This window comes from Reyranella humidisoli (assembly GCF_019039055.1).
In the GTDB taxonomy this organism is placed as follows: domain Bacteria; phylum Pseudomonadota; class Alphaproteobacteria; order Reyranellales; family Reyranellaceae; genus Reyranella; species Reyranella humidisoli.
This window is the reverse complement of the sequence record NZ_JAHOPB010000001.1, coordinates 3,122,595-3,138,888: the sequence shown is the minus strand read 5'-3', so window position 1 is coordinate 3,138,888 and position 16,294 is coordinate 3,122,595. Positions and strand designations below refer to the sequence as shown.

Below are 16,294 nucleotides of genomic sequence, written 5' to 3'. Positions count from 1 at the left end.
TGTGCGCTTAACCCAGGTGCCGGCGGTAGAGCGCCAGCATGCGCTCGTAATGCTTCTCGCGGGCGGCCTCGTTCAGGTTGCCGCGGTCGGAGAAAGCGTAGCCGTGATGCGTGCCGACCTCGGTCTCCACCTTCGATGGGAACGGAGCGGAGGCCAGCAGCCTTTCGAACTTGGCAACGTCCGAAAGCGGCACGTAGGTGTCGTGTTCCGCGAAGGCGTAGTAGCCCTCTGCCGTGATGTCGCCCAGCATGAGATGCGGCGAGTCGGGCTTGTCGGTGATCAGGCGCGTTCCGTAGTAGGACGCGAAGCAGCCGATGCGATCGGGATGCTTCGCCGCCGCCGCCGTGACGAAAGCGCCGCTCATGCAATAACCCACCAACCCTACCTTGCCGGGCTTCGCGTCGGGCAGGGTCGGCAGCACGTCGAGCACCGCACCGGTATCCGCGGCAACCTTGGCGTTGGACAGCGTCTCCATCAGGCCGAACATGCGCTTGAGGTTGGCCTCGCCGTCGGGATGATTGCGGGTCGGCCCGCACACGAATTCGCGAGTCGAGCGGTAGTAGAGATTGGGCAGCAGCACGTAGTAGCCGGACTGCGAAATGCGCCGGCAGATTTCCCGCAGGCCCTCCCGCACCCCGGGTGCGTCCATCAGCATGATGACCACCGGCAGCGGTCCGCCATCGTCGGGCCGCACCGTATAAGTGTTCATGGCGCCATCTTGCGTGGCGATATCCAGTTCGCGTTCGATCATGGCCGGACGGTACCGGGCTCCAGCCCCATGGTCTATAACCGCGCCTCCTGTCTGAACCCGAGGAGTGGAACGAAATGGCGGTGGCAAATGGGGGCGCGCTCGACGGCCTGAAAGTGATCGACCTGTCGCGTGTTCTGGGAGGCCCCTATTGCGGCCAGATGCTGGCCGACCACGGCGCCGACGTGATCAAGATCGAGCCGCCGCAGGGCGACGAGACGCGCACCTGGGGCCCTCCGTTCGACGCCGAAGGTGTTTCCGCCTATTTCGCCGGCATCAACCGCAACAAACGCACGATCGCGCTCGACCTCTCCAAGCCGGAGGGCCGCGACGTCCTGATGAAGCTGCTCGAGACGGCCGACGTGCTGATCGACAATTTCAAGACCGGCACCATGGAAAAGTGGGGTATCGGCTACCACGACGTACTGGCTGCGAAGTTCCCGCGCCTGGTCCATGCCCGCGTCTCGGGCTTCGGCGCCGACGGGCCGCTGGGCGGCTTCCCGGGCTACGACGCCATGGTGCAGGCCTCGGCCGGCCTCGTCTCGGTCAACGGCTCGCCCGAGGGCGGCCAGGTGCGCATCGGCGTGCCGGTGGTCGATCTCTCGACCGGCATGAACGCCACAATCGGCATCATGATGGCGCTCTACGAGCGCAACCGTTCCGGCAAGGGCCAGTTCGTCGACGCGACGCTCTACGACAGCGCCATCGCGCTGCACCAGCCGCACGCGCCGAACTACTTCATGGCCGGCCTCAAGCCGAAGCTCGTCGGCAACAGCCATGCCAGCCTCGTGCCTTACTCCAACTTCCCGACGAAGACCCGCAACATCGTGGTCGGCGCCGGCAATGACGGACAGTTCCGGAAGCTGACGCAGATGCTGGGCAAGCCGGAACTCGCGGACGATCCGCGCTTCAAGACCAACAAGGATCGCGTCGCCCATCGTGCCGAGCTCGAATCCGAGCTGCGCGAGCTACTGAAGGACCGTGATGCCAACGAGTTCTCGCAGGAGCTGATGAGGGGCGGCGTCCCTTCGGCGGCCGTGCTCGAAGTCTCCGACGTCATGGAACATCCGCACACCAAGCACCGCGGCATGGTGTGGGAGAAGGACGGCTGGCGGAACGTCGGCAATCCCGTGAAGCTCTCCCGCACCCCGCCCAAGGCCCGCACCAAGCCCAAAAAGTTCGGTACCGATACGCGCGCCGTACTGGCCGAGACCGGCTATTCCGCGGCCGAGATCGACAAGCTTGTCGCGTCCGGCATCGCACTCACCGAGATCAAGAAGTAGGAGAAGACGAGTGTTTCAACCTGACCTGCTGAAGGGCAAGCGCATCCTCGTCACCGGCGGCGGCACCGGCCTCGGCCGCTCGATGGTTCATCGCTATCTCGAGCTCGGCGCCAATGTCGTGATCTGCGGCCGTCGTGAGGATGTGCTGAAGCAGACCGCCGACGAACTCGCCAAGGAGACCGGTGGCGAGATCGAGACCGTGGGCTGCGACGTGCGCGTGCCCGACGCCGTCGAAGCGATGATGGATAAGATCTGGGAGAAGCGGCCGCTCGACATCCTGGTCAACAACGCCGCCGGCCAGATCCTTGCCCAGACCCACAAGATGTCCTCGCGCGCGATCGACGCCGTGCTCGGCATCGTGCTGCACGGCTCCGCCTACTGCACCATCTCGGCCGGCCGTCGCTGGATCGAGGCCGGCGAGCGCAACAAGGTCGTGATGTCGATCCTGACCGTCTCCTCGCTGACCGGCGCGCCGTTCACCGTGCCGTCGGCGATGGCCAAGGCGGGCGTGCTGGCCATGACGAAGAGCCTCGCCGTCGAATGGGGTCCCAAGGGCATCCGCACCTGCGCGATCGTGCCCGGCCCCTTCCCGACCGAAGGAGCCTGGAGCCGCCTGATGCCGAAGGAGCGCGGCGGCAACGAGGACATGATCAAGGCCATCCCGATGCGTCGCACCGGCGAACATATCGAGCTGGCCAACCTCGCCGCCTTCCTGGTGAGCGACGGCGCCGCCTACATCAACGGCGACGCGATCGTCATCGATGGCGGCAAGATGCTGCAGTCCGGCGGCGGCGGCGCCAACACCTCCGCCATGCTCGACTGGACCGACGAGCAGTGGGACGCGATCCGTCCGAAGAAGAAGTAGCGGATCGACCAGCGCGACCTGTCAGGCCGAGGGGGCGGAGGCGTCGCCCTCCTCCGGCCTGGCGCCGGATGCGATCCATGCGACCAACAGGTCGTAGAAGACGGAAAGAACCACCGGGCCGACGAACAGGCCGATCAGGCCGCCGGCCAGCGTGCCGCAGATCACGCCGGCCAGGATCACCGCCATCGGCGTGGGCAGGCCGCGCGCCATCAGGATCGGCCGCAGCACGTTGTCGAGCAGCAGCAGCGGCAGCGTGTAGACGGTGAAGAGACCGGCATGCAGGGCGGGAAGATACATCCAGCTCCAGATGATGACCGGAATCATGATGATGTTAGGGCCGACCTGGACGATGGCCAGCACCAGACAGACGAAGGTGATGGGGCCGGCAAAGGGCACGCCCGCTACCAGCATGCCGATGCCGAGAAGCGCCGACTGAAGCAGCGCGATGCCGATGACGCCCTGCGAGACGTTGCGGATCGTCGAGCCGGCGATCTCGAGGAAGTGCCGGCCGCGCTTGTCGGCGACACGGCCTGCCAGGCCGCGAACCGTCTCCAGCAGCTCGTCGGAATAGGCCAGCAGGATACCCGCCACGATGATTGCGCCGGCGAACTGCAGGACCTCCAGGAACACCCCTGCGGCGATGCGACCGATCCAGCGACCGGCCGATGCGAGTTGGCCGACATGGGTCGTCACCAGCGCGCGGATATCGTTGGAGCCGTTCAGCCAGAATTCGTAGACACGTTTGCCGACCATCGGCCAGTCGCGAACCGATTCAGGAGGAGGCGGCACGACATGCTCGCCCCGCAACAGCATTCGCGCATAGGCGTCCAGGCTGTCGATCGCCGATCCGGCCAGGATCACCACCGGCGTCAGCAGCAGTACGAGCAGCAGGACCGAGAACAGTGCCGCGGCCAGACCGTCGCGGACGTGCAGACGGCGGCGCACTAGGTTGAACAGGGGAAAGACGGCGACCGACAGGATGATGGCCCAGAGCATCAACGGCGCCACCGGCTGCAACAGGAGCAGGCTCACATAGACGATGGTCGCGATCAGGCCTAGTCGAACCGCGACATCGATCGTGAACCGTGTGACCTCGGCCCTGCCCTTTTCCGTCTCGATCATCGCCGTCTCCGCCGCCCCCGTGGCGGAAGGCATTTATCGCACGGCGGCGGGCCTGATGCGATGACGCCAACTGGAAGTAGATCCTCATGATGCCGATGCCGGAGCGAACCTGTCTGCGCTCGCCAGTCGGGCCGTTGCATCGCCGGAATTCGGCGACCGCTCGCCGGAACCCGGGACCACTTGCCTGTAGAGGCGAGATTGCCCCTGCTATCTCCGTGGCGGTGCGCTAGGGTTGCATGACGACAATACGCAAGGATCCGGGGAAATGGCCGAGTACGACTACATCATCGTTGGCGCGGGTTCGGCGGGCGGCACACTGGCCGCGCGGTTGACCGAGATACCAACCAACAAGGTGCTCCTGCTGGAAGCGGGCGCGGCCAGCCACCCCTACTCCCGCATGCCACTGTCCTTCGGCCTGCTGATCGACAACCCCGCCGCCAACTGGCTCTACCAGTCCGAACCGGAACCAAATACCGCGAACCGGGTGATCCCGGTGCCGCGCGGCAAGGTCCTGGGTGGATCGAGCTCGATCAATGGACTGGTCTGGGTGCGCGGCCAGCCGCTCGACTTCGACACCTGGGCACAGATGGGCTGCCGCGGCTGGAGCTGGCGTGACGTCGCCCCGCTCTTCACCCGCATGGAGAACTTCGTCGACGGCGACGGCTCGAACGGCCGTGGCACCGACGGGCCGCTCAAGGTCTCGACCGTGCCCGACCAGAACCCGCTCTACGACGCGCTGTTCGCAGCGTCGAAGGCCGCCGGCTTCAAGACCAACCCGGACTACAACAGCGAGGATCAGGAAGGCGTCGTGAAGACGCAGACCTCGATCTACAAGGGCCGGCGCATGAGCGTGGCGCATTGCTACATCGAACCGGCAATGAAACGGCCCAACCTGCACGTCGTCACCAACGCCCACACGCTGCGAGTCCTGCTCGACGGCAAGCGCTGCATCGGCGTCGAGTACGAGAAGGACGGCAAGACGGTGCAGGCCCGCGCCAAAGAGACGATCCTGTCGGCCGGCGGTGTCGCCAGCCCGCAGATCCTCGAGCTCTCGGGCATCGGTCAACCGGAACTGCTTAAGAAGCACGGCATCGAGGTGAAGCACGAGCTGAAAGCGGTCGGCGAGAACTTCCGCGACCATATCAACGCCCGCATCATCTGGCGCCTGAAAGTGGCCAACGTCTCCTACAACCACATGGCGCGCGGCATCGGCGCCGTGACGCAGATGATGAAATACCTCGCCACCGGCGGCGGATTCATGAGCCTGCCGTCGGCGCCGCTGCTCGGCTTCCTGAAGACCCGGCCCGAACTCGAGACGCCCGACGTGCAGATGCATCTCGTGCCCTACTCGATCAAGGACCCGAAGACCCGCAAGCTGCAGGACTTCCCGTCGATGACGATCGCCTGCTACCAGCTGCGGCCCGAGAGCCTGGGCTCGATCCACATCCGCTCGGCCGATCCCAAGGCGCATCCGTCGATCCGCTTCAACTTCCTTGCCGACAGGATCGACCAGGATGCGATGACCGCCGGCTTCCGCATGATGCGCAGGATCGTCGACGCCAAGCCGATGGACGCCTATCGCGACGAGGAGTTCTCGCCCGGCCCGTCGGTGCAGTCCGACGAGGAGATCCTGACGTGGATCCGCAACAACTCGCAGACCGCCTATCACCCGATCGGCACCTGCCGCATGGGCCCCGAGGGCCAGAACACCGTGGTCGACGACAAGCTCAGGGTCCACGGCATCCAGGGCCTGCGAATCGCCGACGCCTCGATCTTCCCCACCATGCCCTCGGGCAACACCAATGCCCCGTCGATCATGGTCGGCGAGAAGATGGCGGATATCCTGAAGGGCGCGGCTTAAGCAAAACGCCGTCGTCCTGAGCGGAGCGCAGCGTAGTCGAAGGACCTCTTTTCGCTTCGACACGCCGTGCGCCGGAAAAGAGGTCCTTCGACTGCGACGCCCTGCGGGTGGCTTCGCTCAGGACGACGGCGCCTTTAGACCACCACCGGCTTGCCGCTGATCAGGGCGGTACCGGTCATCGCGGCGACGAGCTTGTCGTCGGCGCGGACGACGTCGATGCGATAGTTCGAGGCCTTGCTGGAGCGCGAGATTTCGACCGCTGTGGCGGTCAGCACATCGCCCAGTCGCACCGCCACGCTGTAGAGGATGTGGGCGTCGATGCTGCCCGAGACGACGCCCTGCGAGTTGCAGGCGAAGCCGAAGGCGGCATCCGCCAGGGTGAAGGTCAGGCCGCCGTGACCGACGCCGTTGAAGTTGAGATGGCGCTGCTCGATCGTCACGCGAGTCACGGCGCGGCCGAGCGAGGCCTCGACGAACTGGATGCCGAGACTCGTGCAGAATTCGTCACGGCGGGCCAGCGCCGCGACGTCGATCACGGCCGGTTCGGACTTGTTGCTCATTCCGCGGCCTGCTTGAGCGGCGATGTTGCGCCTGCGATGGCGGTCAGCGTTCGGGACAGCGATTCGCCTTCGGGATCGGCCAGCGCCGCTACCCGCGCGTTGGCGACGGCATCGGCCGCGGCACGCGGCGTCAGGCGGCCCGCCAGGGCCGGCGCGATCACCTCGTCGGCGATGCGGCGATAATTGCCGAGGCCGCGCTTGTGGGTGTCGCCATAGCCCTTGATGAGGCGCGCCGATTCCGCGATCTCGCGGGCGAGGTCGATGCCGAGCGGCGATGCGGCACGGATCTGGCCGAGCCAGCGCTCGATCTCGGTCTGCTCCGCGACGTAGCGCGAGGTACGTGGCCGCCACCAGCGCAGGCCGGCCACGAGGCGTAGCCGCGCGAAGCCCAGGATCGTCGTCGTGCGCACTTGCATGGAGAAGTAGGTCTTGCCGAGGCGCCCCGTCCGCTCGCCCCAGCCCAGCAGGCGCTTCGCTATCGACGGCGGCAGCACGGCGGCGATCTCCTCGATACCGGGCTTGAAATGCTCGGTGATCGCCAGCGGCTCGTGATCCTTGGCGCGGACTTCTGCCCGCACGCGCATCATCCGCTCGGCCGAAGTCTTGGCCTGGGCGACGCGGATCACGTCCTCGAAGGACATGCGCACCGCGAGATGGCGCGCCACTTCCCGCAGCAGCTCGCCCGAGCCAAGCGCATGGATCGTGTCGAGACGGTCGAGATAGAGTGTCGCGTAGCGCCGGTCCTGGTAACTCGTGAGCCGCCGGATGCCCTCCTCAACGATATCGAGGCTGGCAACCGGGAGGGTGCGCCGCGCGCGCTCGATCAGATCCTCGGCTCCCTGCACCGCCGTCTGCCGCTTGCGATGCTCGCGCACGGCCTGCTCCAGCTCGCCACGCGCATGGCCGCGCCCGAAGGCGAAGGCAGCAAGGTTGGTGTCAATCGACTTTCCGGAATGGCGGATCGCGGCCTCGAACGCGCCGTCGGGGATCGGCAGCTTCCCCGATCCGGCCAGCGCGCCCAGCAGGACGGCGTTGATGACACCGCCGGATTCCTCGGCAGCCTGGTCCATGTCGAACAGGATCTGCGCGCGGCTGCGTTCCTTCACGGCGCGGAGTAGCCGGCCGACATCGAAGCTGCCGTCGCCCATCGCCATGCGCTCGCCGATTGCCAGTACGCGGTGCGTCGAGGCGATCAGCGTGGTGCGGTCGGGCGTCACGAAGCCGTTGAAGATCATGCGGCCGGCTTCCAGCAGCTCGGTCGCCAGCGCGACGTCGACCTCACCCATCGCCGGGTTCAGCGCCAGCACGGAGGTGGCGGATATCCGGGCGCCGGCCGGCATCACTTCCAGGTAGTAGGTGGTGGCGCCCGTGCGCTGCGCCACACCCGGAATCTGCGTCGCCTGCACCCCCAATCCCTGGCTCTGCGCTGCGGCCACGATCCAGTCGCAGAGCACGCCGCCGCCATCGCCGCCAAGTGCGCCGATTAGGATGGTGAGAGGCTTCATATGTCTTTGCCTCCCCCTTCAGATGGGGAGGTGGCGGTGTCATACGCCGACGGAGGGGTCAAACGCGGGATGGTGGAATCCATGCCCTCTCCACCCGCGAAGACGCGGACACCTCCCCATTTGAATGGGGAGGAGCTCATAACGCCATTGCTCCGATCATTTTCGACCGGATGCGCCACTTCAGCCGGTCCCACCACGTCGCGTTCTGCACGATCTCGGCCTTGTAGAAAGACGGGCACAGAACGGCGGCATCGGCGACCTCGCCGCAGAGGCCGCAGCCGACGCAACCATTGTTGACGCTCGCCACCGGATCGGTGCGCAGCGGATCGGGGCTGGGCTTCACCACCAGCGAGGGGCAGCCGGAGAGGCGGATGCAGGAATGGTCGCCAGTGCAGACCTCGTCGTCCACGCCGTAGCGCGTGCGCACGACCCTCTCGCCGCGCTTCAGTTGGGCGGCGATCTGCGGGCGGATGCGGCGTTGGCGCGCGAGCTGACATTCGCCGTCGGCGACGATGACCTTCAGCCCCTTGTCGTCGGTGCTCATCGCCTCGCGCAGCGTCTTGAGCATGGTGCCGACATTGTAGGTGCGGATGGTGCGCAGCCAGCCGACGCCCATCGCCTTCAGGGTGGCGGCAATGTCGGATGTCGTTTCGCCGTCGCGGCGATTGCCCGACGTGTTGGGAATGAACTGCGCGCCGGTCGCCGAGGTGTAGCCGTTCTGCATGATGACCAGCACACGGTCGCCGCGATTGAACATCGAGGAGGCGACGCCGCTCAGCAGCCCGTTGTGCCAGAAGCCGCCGTCGCCCATCACCGAGATGGTGCGCTTCTGCATCACCGGCGCCACAGCGCCGGCCGCGGCGAGCGACATACCGAAGCCCAGGATCGAATTGCCGAGGTTGAACGGCGCCAGGGTCGCGAAGGAATGGCAGCCAATGTCACTCGAGATGTGGACCTTGCCGACCTCGCGTTCGAGCAGCTTGATGGCCGAAAAGACTGGCCGCTCCGGGCAGCCGACGCAGAAGCCCGGCGGACGCAACGGCAGCGGCCCGCCCAGCAGGCGCTGCGCCTCGGCACGGCCGGCGCGCACCGCCTCGAAACGCTCGCGCGGCCTGCTCAGGTCGATGTCATTGGCCGACTGGGCGAAGAACTTCAGCAGCCCCTCGGTCATCACCTCGGCGGTGTACTCGCCCGCCATCGGCAACACGTCCTTGCCGTAGATTTTGGTGTCGATATCGCGCTTGCGCAGCAGGACGTGGATCGCCTGTTCGATGTAGTCGGGCGCGCCCTCCTCGACGACCAGCACGGCGCGCTTGCCCTTGCAGAAGTCGGCGATCTGATCGGGCGCCAGCGGATGCGTGACGTTGAGTACGAGCGTCGGGATCTTGCCCTCGACGTCGAGCCGGTCGAGACCGCGCACCAGCACGTTGGTGATGCCGCCCTGCACGATGATGCCGAGATCGGAGCGCTCGCCGGCCAAGAATTCGTTCAGGCCGTTCTCGACGATGAAGCGTTCGGCGGCGGGCTGGCGGACTTCGACCTTGATCTTCTCGTGCGCGTAGGTCGACGGCGGATGGGAGATGCGATCGTAATTGTGCGCCGCCGGTTCGGCGAGGCGATGGTTACGCGAGATGGCGGGCGGGACATTGTCCTTGGCCACGAACTCGCCCGTGACGTGGCAGGCGCGGATGCGCAGCTCCATCATCACCGGCGTGTTGGTCGCCTCCGAAAGCTCGAACGCCTTCTCCGTGCAGCGCACGATGGTCGGCAGCGACGGACGCGGATCCATCAGCCAGAGGGAAGACTTCAGCGCATAGGCCTGTGTGCGCTCCTGGATGACCGAGGCGCCCTCGCCGTAGTCCTCGCCGACCACGATCAGCGCGCCGCCGATCACGCCCGGTGACGCCAGGTTGGAAAGCGCATCGGCCGCCACGTTGGTGCCGACGATCGACTTCCAGGTGACGCAGCCACGCATCGGATAGTTGATCGAGGCGCCGAGCAGCGCCGCCGCCGAGGATTCGTTGGTACAGGTTTCGAGATGGACGCCGAGTTCGTCGAGCAGGTCCTGCGATTCGACCAGCACGTCGACCAGATGCGAGACCGGCGCGCCCTGGTAGCCGCCAACATAAGCGACGCCCGACTGCAGGATCGCCTTGGTGACGGCGAGGATGCCTTCGCCCCGGAAGAGCTCGCCCTCGCCCAGCCGCAGCGCGCGCACTTCCTCGGTAAAGGAGCGTTCCGGATTGGTCCGCTGGGAGACGGGAATTTGGGCCGCCGGCTGGTCGAGCATGGCGCGAAGTATAGGGGCTAACGCCGGACGCGACGATCCCGTTTGGAATCACGCACACCTTCGAGGCGCGCCTTGGCCAGCAACGCACGGAAAGGAGCCAGGAGTTTCTCCCGCACCGCAACATCGCCTTCGAGAACCTGAAGGGAGAGCGCCACGGCTTCGAGGGTCGAGACCGCGTCGGGCCGCGCCTCGCGCCGCAGGTCGCCGTAGAGCGACGGGCCGTCGGGTACCACGACGAAGCGGCGCAGCTTGGTCAGCCACGCATTGCGCCACCACAGTGCCTTGGCCTGCGCCCAGTTGCCGTCGAGCGCGATCAGGCCCCTGAGCCCAGCCCGTGCCGCTTCCTGATCGGGCAGCACCGCACCTTTGCTGTCCACCGCGACCAGCGGCGCCTGCCCGTTGGCGGGCGCCTTGGTCTGGGTCGAGCCGAGATAGAGCACGCCCCAGTTGCGCGGCTCAGCCGGCGCGCCCGCCGCGTGCGCAAGGTTCCGCCACGACAGGCCCACGACCACCTTGGCGTTGGAAAGCGCACCCGCCAGCAGGCCGGCGGTGCCCAGCACGCGATCCTGCTCCTGCGGGTGCTGCAGGACGAGGATCGTTACTTTGTTGTCCACCGGTTGCGACATGGCCGAGGGTATAGCCTCCCGGCTAGGGTTGCGCGATGCCTCTTCCCGCCGACGTTCCCATCCTCGTGTTCGATAGCGTGACCAAGCTGCCGCCCGAAGCGGCCGGCGCGGTCGTCATCGGCGGCAGCCACGCCGCCGTTTATGCGGCCTACATGTCGGCCAAATTCGGCTGCCGTGCCGCGATCCACCACGACGCCGGGATCGGCAAGGACGAAGCCGGGGTCAGCGGCCTCGCCTATGCCGACGGGCTCGGCATGGCGATGGCGGCCGTCGCCACGGCCAGCGCGCGCATCGGCGACGGCGCCGACCTGCACGAACGCGGCATCATCAGCCGGGCCAACGGGTTGGCCGCCGCCTGCGGCGTCATCCCGGGAATGTCGGCGCGCACGGCGGCCGAGTTGCTGAAGCAGGCGCCGTGGCCGCACACGATGCCGCCCGCCAAGGGCGAGAGCCGGTACATGGTCGAGGGGGCGGCCTGCGTGGACTCCGCCACCCTGCTGGTGCCGGAGGACCGGGGCCGCATCGTCGCGACCGGCAGCCATGGCGCGCTCAACTCCTACAAGGCGACGGCGCCCTTCCAGCCGCTGCTTCTAATGTTCAACGACGCCGGATTCGGCGCCGACCGGGGCGGCGTGCTGGCCCTGCCCGAACTCGCACGGGAGGACATCGCCGCCATCGCAGTCGCTGCGCAGTCGGCGCGTATCGGCGACGGCCGTTCTACCCTGCAGGACGGCACGATTTCGGACGTGAATGACATCGCATACCGGCTCGGCGCGCGCGTGGGAGGCTCCGCGCTTGCACTGGCGCGCGCACTGGCCGAAAAAGCTGAATAACGCCTGCACGGGAGAGACTTGGGACATGGCCGTCGTCAATGTGAAGTCGGAGATCGCCGGCAATGTCTGGAAGATCCAGTCCAAGCCCGGGGATCGAATCGAGGCCGACGGCGAGATCATGATCCTCGAGTCGATGAAGATGGAAATCCCCGTCCTGTCGCCCAAGGCCGGCGTCATCCGGGAGATCAAGGTCAACGAAGGCGAGGCAATCGGCGAAGGCCAGCTCGTGGCCGTGATCGATGCGTAACAGCGCCGTCGCCGCCGACCTCGCCAAGCTCTGGGCTCCCGACAATCTTCGCCGCTCCGCTCCCGGTATCGCTCTCTGTGCGGTGATTGCCGCCGTCGCCTACTACGCCGACACGCGCAGCCTGCTGCGCTTCGGTGCCGTCTGGGTGCCGCCGCTGATCCTGACGCTGGTGATCGGCATGGCGCTGCAGCCGCTTTCCGCCCGGCCGGTGCTGAAGCCCGGCCTCGAATTCGCCGGCCGCACCCTGCTGCGCATCGGCGTCGCGCTGCTGGGCGCGCGCCTGACGCTCGGCAATCTCGTCGAGGGCGGCGCGCTGCCGATCGTGATTGCGGTGGCGGCGGTCGGCTGCACCATCGTGTTCGGCGCCTGGGCGGCACGCCTGTTCGGCCTCAGCCAGAATTTCGGCCTGCTGACCGGCTGCGCCACCGGCGTCTGCGGCGCGGCGGCGGCAATGGCGGCTTCGGCGGTCCTGCCCAAGCACGAGAATTCCGACCGCGACCTCGCCTTCACGGTGATGGGCGTCAACTTCCTCAGCACGGTGGTGATGGTGATCTATCCCACCCTGCGAGAGGCGCTGGGCTTCTCTCTCTTCGAGATGGGCGTGTTCCTCGGCGGTGCCATCCACGACGTGGCACAGGTCGCCGGCGCCGGCCAGACGATGGGCCCGCAGGTCCTGAGCGATGCGGTCATAACCAAGCTGCTGCGCGTGGCGGCCCTGCTCCCGGCCATCGCCGGCATCGCGTGGTGGGTGGCCAAGAGCGGCGGGCCGCAGAGTTCGGCCCGGCCTACTCCGCCGGTCTTCCTGTTCGGCTTCCTGGCGCTCGCGGCGCTGAACTCTCTGGGTCTCATCCCGGCCGGCGTGCGTGACGCGGTCGGCCAGATCTCGGCCTTCCTCATCATCACCGCCATCGCGGCGCTGGGCATGAAGACCTCGCTGCTCGCCTTGGTGCGCATCGGGATGGGCCCGGTGATGCTGCTGATCACCGAGACGATCTTCGTCGGCCTGCTGGTGGTCGGCCTGATCTACGGCCTGCGCAGCTTCGGTCTCTAGCGCTCAACCGATTCCTCCCCCGTCAAACGGGGGAGGCATGATGAGTGGGATCAGGTCCCCGGCTTGGTGCCGGTCGCCTTGACCACGGCGCCCCAGGTGTCGATCTCGTTCTTGATGAACTCGGCGAACTGGATGGGCGTGCCCGGCGCCGGCAGAGCGGCGCGCTGCTCGATCTGCTTGATCACCGCCTCGTCGTTCAGCAGCGTCTGCATGTCCTTGCTGATCTTGGCGACGATCTCCAGTGGCGTGCGGGCCGGCGCGGCGAGACCCGACCACCCGGCGGCATTGAAACCGGGGATGGTGGCTGCAATCAGCGGAATCTTGTCGAGCGGTGCCGGCGCGGGCCGCGCCGTCGTCACGGCCAGCGCCTTGATGCGCCCGTCCTTGATGTGGTTCAGCGCCGACGCCGTGCTGTCCATCATCAGCTTCACGTGGCCGCCCAGCAGGTCGGCCATCGCCGGGCCGCTACCCTTGTAGGGAATGTGCACGATGTCGACGCCGGCCTTCAGCTTGAACAGCTCCATGCTGAGATGCTGCGACGTCCCCGGCCCCGCCGAGGCGTAGGAGAGCTGGCCCGGCTCCTTCTTGGCGAGCGCGATCAGCTCGGCCAGCGTGTTCACCGGCAGGCTGGGATGCGCCACGATCACCAGCGGCACCAGGAAGATGTTGGAGATCGGCAGGAAGTCGGTAAGCGGCTTGTACGGCAGGTCGGGATAGAGGCTGGGATTGACGCCGAACGTGCCGCTGGAGACCACCATAAGCGTGTAGCCATCGGGCGCCGCCGCCTTGCCGTACTCCGTGGCGGGGATGCCGCTGCCGCCGGCCTTGTTCTCGACGATGACCTGCTGCTTCCACATCTCGCCGAGCTTCTCGGCCATCAGTCGCGCGAAAATGTCCGCCGCCTGTCCCGGCGGGAAGGGCACGACGAAGCGCACGGGCTTGTTGGGCCACGGCGATTGCGCGATGGCCGGGGCGGCAAGTGTTGCGCCGGCCGCGCCGGCGAGCGCCAGGACCTGGCGACGCGTCGGATTCATTTCTGGAACCTCCCAGTTCGTTTCGAGTGACACGTTAGCACAAGCCCCGGAGAATGACCGCCATGACGGGCAAAATCCTCATCGCTCCGCCACGCGACTCGGCGGACCACGACGCGATCGCGGACCTGGTCCGCGAGTATGCGGGGTCGCTGGGCTTCTCGCTCGACTACCAGAATTTCGAGGCCGAACTGGCGGATCTCGCTACCAAATACGGCCCGCCCGGCGGCGCCCTGCTGCTGGCACGAGTCGACGGCGCTGCGGCCGGGACGGTGGCCTTGCGGGAGCTGGCGGCCGGCATCGGCGAAATGAAGCGCCTGTACGTCAGGCCCGATTTCCGCACGCTGCGGCTGGAAGACGGCAACTCCATCGGCCGCGCGCTGGCGCACGGGATCGTCGAGGCGGCGCGCGCCTGCGGGCATCGACGTCTCAGGCTGGACACAATCGGTCCCAAAATGGAGGCCGCCATCAAGCTCTATCGCACGATGGGCTTCACCGAGATCGCGCCCTATTACCCCAGCCCGGTACCGGGCACCGTTTACATGGAGCTGGTCCTTTGACCGATCGCTTCTACGAGGATTTCAACGTCGGCGACCGCTTCGTGAGCGGCGGCATGACGGTGACCGAGGCCGCCATCATCGACTTCGCCCGCCAGTGGGATCCGCAGCCCTTCCACATCGATGCCGAGTTCTCCGCCAAATGGGCGTTCGGCGGCCTGATCGCCTCAGGCCTCCATACGATGAGCCTGACCTTGCGCCTGTGGCTCGACCTCGGCGTCTTCCGCGCATGTTGCCTGGGCTCGCCCGGCATCGGAGAGGTCCAGTTCCCGCGTCCCGTTCGGCCCGGCGACACGCTGCATGTCGTCACCGACATCGTCGAGTTGCGGACCTCGGCCTCCCGGCCCGACCGTGGCATCGTCCGGATCCGCCAGGTGACGGTCAACCAGCGCGGCGAGCAGGTAATGGAACAGGAGACGGCGGTGTTCCTGAAGCGGCGCACCGCCACCCTGCGGGCCTAACGCCAGGCGAAGACCGGCTGTTCGTAGTGGTCGACGCGCGTGTCGCGGCCGGCGAGGGCGACCTCGCGAAACTGGAACAGAAGGGCTGCCGTCGGAGCGTTCACCGTGGCAACGGGCAAGGGCAGGCGGATGATCGGCCGGTCGGACTCCTCGATCGCCACGATCTCCGGCGAGCCGTCCCGGAAGAGTTCGTTGCAGGCGATCCGGTAGGCGCCGGCGACCTCGCCGGGATTGGGCGTCAGCGTGACGCCCGGTGCCCAAACCACGACGGGCGCGATCAGGTAGCCCGACCGTGTGGGATAGTCGTCCAGCGTGCCCAGGATGTCGTCGGTCGACGCGAGTACGCCCAGCTCCTCGTGCAGCTCGCGCAACGCGGTCTGCTCGATCGTCTCGCCGGGATCGACGCGCCCGCCCGGGAGCGCCCATTGCCCGCCATGGGCACGCAGCCGGGGCGTGCGCTTCGTCAGCAGGAAGGCGGCCTCCCCCGACTCGTCGGCCTCGGCAATGACGATGGCCACAGCCGCGCGCTTCAGACCGCCCGCATCGTTGCGACGTCGCAGGTCGAAACGGCCGAGATGGGACGTGACCCGGGCGCGCAACGCCTCATCCAACGGAATGGACTTCACGCGCCGACCGGTCTCCGGAAGGTCCAGACGACGGCCGGCGGCACGTTGCGCCAGATGCGCGGCCCGCGCGTACCCACCAGACCCAGTTCCTGGGTCAGGGCGCGCGGCACCGGCTGCGAGGGACCATAGGTGAACTGCACCAGCGCTCCGCCGCGCGGGAGGGCGTCGAAGACGCCCTTCACGATGCCGTGCACGACATCGGCGGGCAGCGACAGCAGCGGCAGGCTCGAGACCACGGCGGAGACCGCCCCGATCCCCTGCTCCGCCAGCAGCTTCGGCAGACGCGCAGCGTCCCCCTCGACGATGCGGGGGCCGTCGAAGTGCGACCGCAGGAAGGCCGAAAGTTCCGGTTCACGCTCGATCAGGGCCAGCCGGTGGGCCGGAATGCCCGCGGCCAGCAGCGCCTTCGTGACTTCACCCGTGCCGGCGCCCAGCTCGATCACATGGCCCTCGCGGCCGCGCATCTCCGCGAAGGTCGCGCGCGCCATGGCCTGGGCGAGCAGCCGGCCACTCGGCACGACGGCGCCCATCGAAAAGGGATTGCGCAGCCAGCGCTTCAGGAAAAGCGTGGTCCCGGCGCGCGAGTCGAGGCCGGTACGAGACTCGATCGGGGGCATGTCGAAACGCT

At 67.2% G+C, this 16,294-nt stretch carries 17 protein-coding genes; 8 read left to right on the top strand and 9 right to left on the bottom strand.

Going from position 1 to position 16,294, the window contains the following annotated elements:
• Window positions 1-7 precede the first annotated feature (7 nt).
• Window positions 8-709, bottom strand: a complete 702-nt coding sequence (locus KQ910_RS15275; RefSeq protein WP_216961890.1) for a dienelactone hydrolase family protein — start codon at window positions 707-709, stop codon at window positions 8-10.
• Window positions 710-825: 116 nt separating this feature from the next.
• Here KQ910_RS15275 and KQ910_RS15270 point away from each other — a divergent pair, with 116 nt between their 5' ends.
• Both KQ910_RS15270 and KQ910_RS15265 read left to right on the top strand, forming a co-directional pair.
• Window positions 826-2,031: a CaiB/BaiF CoA transferase family protein gene (locus KQ910_RS15270; protein ID WP_216961885.1), complete on the top strand. Its 1,206-nt coding sequence runs from the start codon at window positions 826-828 to the stop codon at window positions 2,029-2,031.
• Between the two features lie 10 nt (window positions 2,032-2,041).
• Window positions 2,042-2,896 (top strand): SDR family oxidoreductase, encoded by an 855-nt coding sequence (locus KQ910_RS15265; RefSeq protein ID WP_216961884.1) that lies wholly within the window; start codon window positions 2,042-2,044, stop codon window positions 2,894-2,896.
• A gap of 21 nt (window positions 2,897-2,917) precedes the next feature.
• Here KQ910_RS15265 and KQ910_RS15260 read toward each other — a convergent pair whose 3' ends face one another.
• Window positions 2,918-4,018 carry an AI-2E family transporter gene (locus tag KQ910_RS15260; protein ID WP_216961881.1) on the bottom strand — a complete coding sequence of 367 codons (1,101 nt, stop codon included), beginning with the start codon at window positions 4,016-4,018 and terminating at the stop codon, window positions 2,918-2,920.
• Between the two features lie 265 nt (window positions 4,019-4,283).
• Here KQ910_RS15260 and KQ910_RS15255 point away from each other — a divergent pair, with 265 nt between their 5' ends.
• On the top strand, window positions 4,284-5,879 hold the full coding sequence (locus KQ910_RS15255; RefSeq protein WP_216961876.1) for a GMC family oxidoreductase: 1,596 nt from the start codon (window positions 4,284-4,286) through the stop codon (window positions 5,877-5,879).
• A 134-nt stretch (window positions 5,880-6,013) separates the two neighbouring features.
• On the opposite strand, the gene KQ910_RS15250 is transcribed toward KQ910_RS15255, so the two are convergent.
• From KQ910_RS15250 to KQ910_RS15235, 4 genes are all read right to left on the bottom strand, one after another.
• Window positions 6,014-6,439 carry a PaaI family thioesterase gene (locus KQ910_RS15250; protein WP_216961873.1) on the bottom strand — a complete coding sequence of 142 codons (426 nt, stop codon included), beginning with the start codon at window positions 6,437-6,439 and terminating at the stop codon, window positions 6,014-6,016.
• Window positions 6,436-7,944, bottom strand: coding sequence for an indolepyruvate oxidoreductase subunit beta family protein (locus tag KQ910_RS15245; RefSeq protein WP_216961870.1), 1,509 nt, complete (start codon window positions 7,942-7,944; stop codon window positions 6,436-6,438). The genes KQ910_RS15250 and KQ910_RS15245 overlap by 4 nt, the downstream gene beginning before the upstream one ends.
• A gap of 136 nt (window positions 7,945-8,080) precedes the next feature.
• Entirely contained in the window at window positions 8,081-10,234 is a 2,154-nt protein-coding gene (locus tag KQ910_RS15240) for a thiamine pyrophosphate-dependent enzyme (protein WP_216961868.1), read from the bottom strand.
• A gap of 17 nt (window positions 10,235-10,251) precedes the next feature.
• Complete coding sequence (locus tag KQ910_RS15235; protein ID WP_216961865.1) at window positions 10,252-10,860, bottom strand: tRNA-uridine aminocarboxypropyltransferase; 609 nt, start codon at window positions 10,858-10,860, stop codon at window positions 10,252-10,254.
• Window positions 10,861-10,895: 35 nt separating this feature from the next.
• Between KQ910_RS15235 and KQ910_RS15230 the strand changes: the two genes are divergently transcribed.
• Genes KQ910_RS15230 through KQ910_RS15220 form a run of 3 tightly spaced genes read left to right on the top strand, consistent with a single transcriptional unit; the run spans window position 10,896 to window position 12,991 of the window.
• A complete protein-coding gene (locus KQ910_RS15230) occupies window positions 10,896-11,693 on the top strand; it encodes a hypothetical protein (protein WP_216961862.1) in 798 nt (265 codons plus the stop codon).
• 25 nt (window positions 11,694-11,718) lie between these two features.
• Window positions 11,719-11,940 (top strand): biotin/lipoyl-binding carrier protein, encoded by a 222-nt coding sequence (locus tag KQ910_RS15225; protein ID WP_068187867.1) that lies wholly within the window; start codon window positions 11,719-11,721, stop codon window positions 11,938-11,940.
• Complete coding sequence (locus KQ910_RS15220; RefSeq protein WP_216961860.1) at window positions 11,933-12,991, top strand: YeiH family protein; 1,059 nt, start codon at window positions 11,933-11,935, stop codon at window positions 12,989-12,991. Before KQ910_RS15225 ends, KQ910_RS15220 begins: the two co-directional genes overlap by 8 nt.
• A gap of 50 nt (window positions 12,992-13,041) precedes the next feature.
• Here KQ910_RS15220 and KQ910_RS15215 read toward each other — a convergent pair whose 3' ends face one another.
• Window positions 13,042-14,025 carry a Bug family tripartite tricarboxylate transporter substrate binding protein gene (locus KQ910_RS15215; protein WP_216961857.1) on the bottom strand — a complete coding sequence of 328 codons (984 nt, stop codon included), beginning with the start codon at window positions 14,023-14,025 and terminating at the stop codon, window positions 13,042-13,044.
• 62 nt (window positions 14,026-14,087) lie between these two features.
• Here KQ910_RS15215 and KQ910_RS15210 point away from each other — a divergent pair, with 62 nt between their 5' ends.
• Entirely contained in the window at window positions 14,088-14,582 is a 495-nt protein-coding gene (locus KQ910_RS15210; RefSeq protein ID WP_216961855.1) for a GNAT family N-acetyltransferase, read from the top strand.
• A complete protein-coding gene (locus KQ910_RS15205) occupies window positions 14,579-15,040 on the top strand; it encodes a MaoC family dehydratase (RefSeq protein WP_216961852.1) in 462 nt (153 codons plus the stop codon). The genes KQ910_RS15210 and KQ910_RS15205 overlap by 4 nt, the downstream gene beginning before the upstream one ends.
• Here KQ910_RS15205 and KQ910_RS15200 read toward each other — a convergent pair.
• A complete protein-coding gene (locus KQ910_RS15200) occupies window positions 15,037-15,666 on the bottom strand; it encodes an NUDIX hydrolase (protein ID WP_369408346.1) in 630 nt (209 codons plus the stop codon). The genes KQ910_RS15205 and KQ910_RS15200 overlap by 4 nt on opposite strands.
• Complete coding sequence (locus KQ910_RS15195) at window positions 15,663-16,283, bottom strand: class I SAM-dependent methyltransferase (RefSeq protein WP_216961849.1); 621 nt, start codon at window positions 16,281-16,283, stop codon at window positions 15,663-15,665. The genes KQ910_RS15200 and KQ910_RS15195 overlap by 4 nt, the downstream gene beginning before the upstream one ends.
• Window positions 16,284-16,294: the final 11 nt, after the last annotated feature.

Bases quoted from the DNA above. Each gene is read 5' to 3' on its own strand.
- KQ910_RS15275 (WP_216961890.1), bottom strand. From the start codon at position 709: ATGAACACTTATACGGTGCGGCCCGACGATGGCGGACCGCTGCCGGTG.
- KQ910_RS15270 (WP_216961885.1), top strand. From the start codon at position 826: ATGGCGGTGGCAAATGGGGGCGCGCTCGACGGCCTGAAAGTGATCGAC.
- KQ910_RS15260 (WP_216961881.1), bottom strand. From the start codon at position 4,018: ATGATCGAGACGGAAAAGGGCAGGGCCGAGGTCACACGGTTCACGATC.
- KQ910_RS15255 (WP_216961876.1), top strand. From the start codon at position 4,284: ATGGCCGAGTACGACTACATCATCGTTGGCGCGGGTTCGGCGGGCGGC.
- KQ910_RS15250 (WP_216961873.1), bottom strand. From the start codon at position 6,439: ATGAGCAACAAGTCCGAACCGGCCGTGATCGACGTCGCGGCGCTGGCC.
- KQ910_RS15245 (WP_216961870.1), bottom strand. From the start codon at position 7,944: ATGAAGCCTCTCACCATCCTAATCGGCGCACTTGGCGGCGATGGCGGC.
- KQ910_RS15240 (WP_216961868.1), bottom strand. From the start codon at position 10,234: ATGCTCGACCAGCCGGCGGCCCAAATTCCCGTCTCCCAGCGGACCAAT.
- KQ910_RS15235 (WP_216961865.1), bottom strand. From the start codon at position 10,860: ATGTCGCAACCGGTGGACAACAAAGTAACGATCCTCGTCCTGCAGCAC.
- KQ910_RS15230 (WP_216961862.1), top strand. From the start codon at position 10,896: ATGCCTCTTCCCGCCGACGTTCCCATCCTCGTGTTCGATAGCGTGACC.
- KQ910_RS15225 (WP_068187867.1), top strand. From the start codon at position 11,719: ATGGCCGTCGTCAATGTGAAGTCGGAGATCGCCGGCAATGTCTGGAAG.
- KQ910_RS15220 (WP_216961860.1), top strand. From the start codon at position 11,933: ATGCGTAACAGCGCCGTCGCCGCCGACCTCGCCAAGCTCTGGGCTCCC.
- KQ910_RS15215 (WP_216961857.1), bottom strand. From the start codon at position 14,025: ATGAATCCGACGCGTCGCCAGGTCCTGGCGCTCGCCGGCGCGGCCGGC.
- KQ910_RS15210 (WP_216961855.1), top strand. From the start codon at position 14,088: ATGACGGGCAAAATCCTCATCGCTCCGCCACGCGACTCGGCGGACCAC.
- KQ910_RS15195 (WP_216961849.1), bottom strand. From the start codon at position 16,283: ATGCCCCCGATCGAGTCTCGTACCGGCCTCGACTCGCGCGCCGGGACC.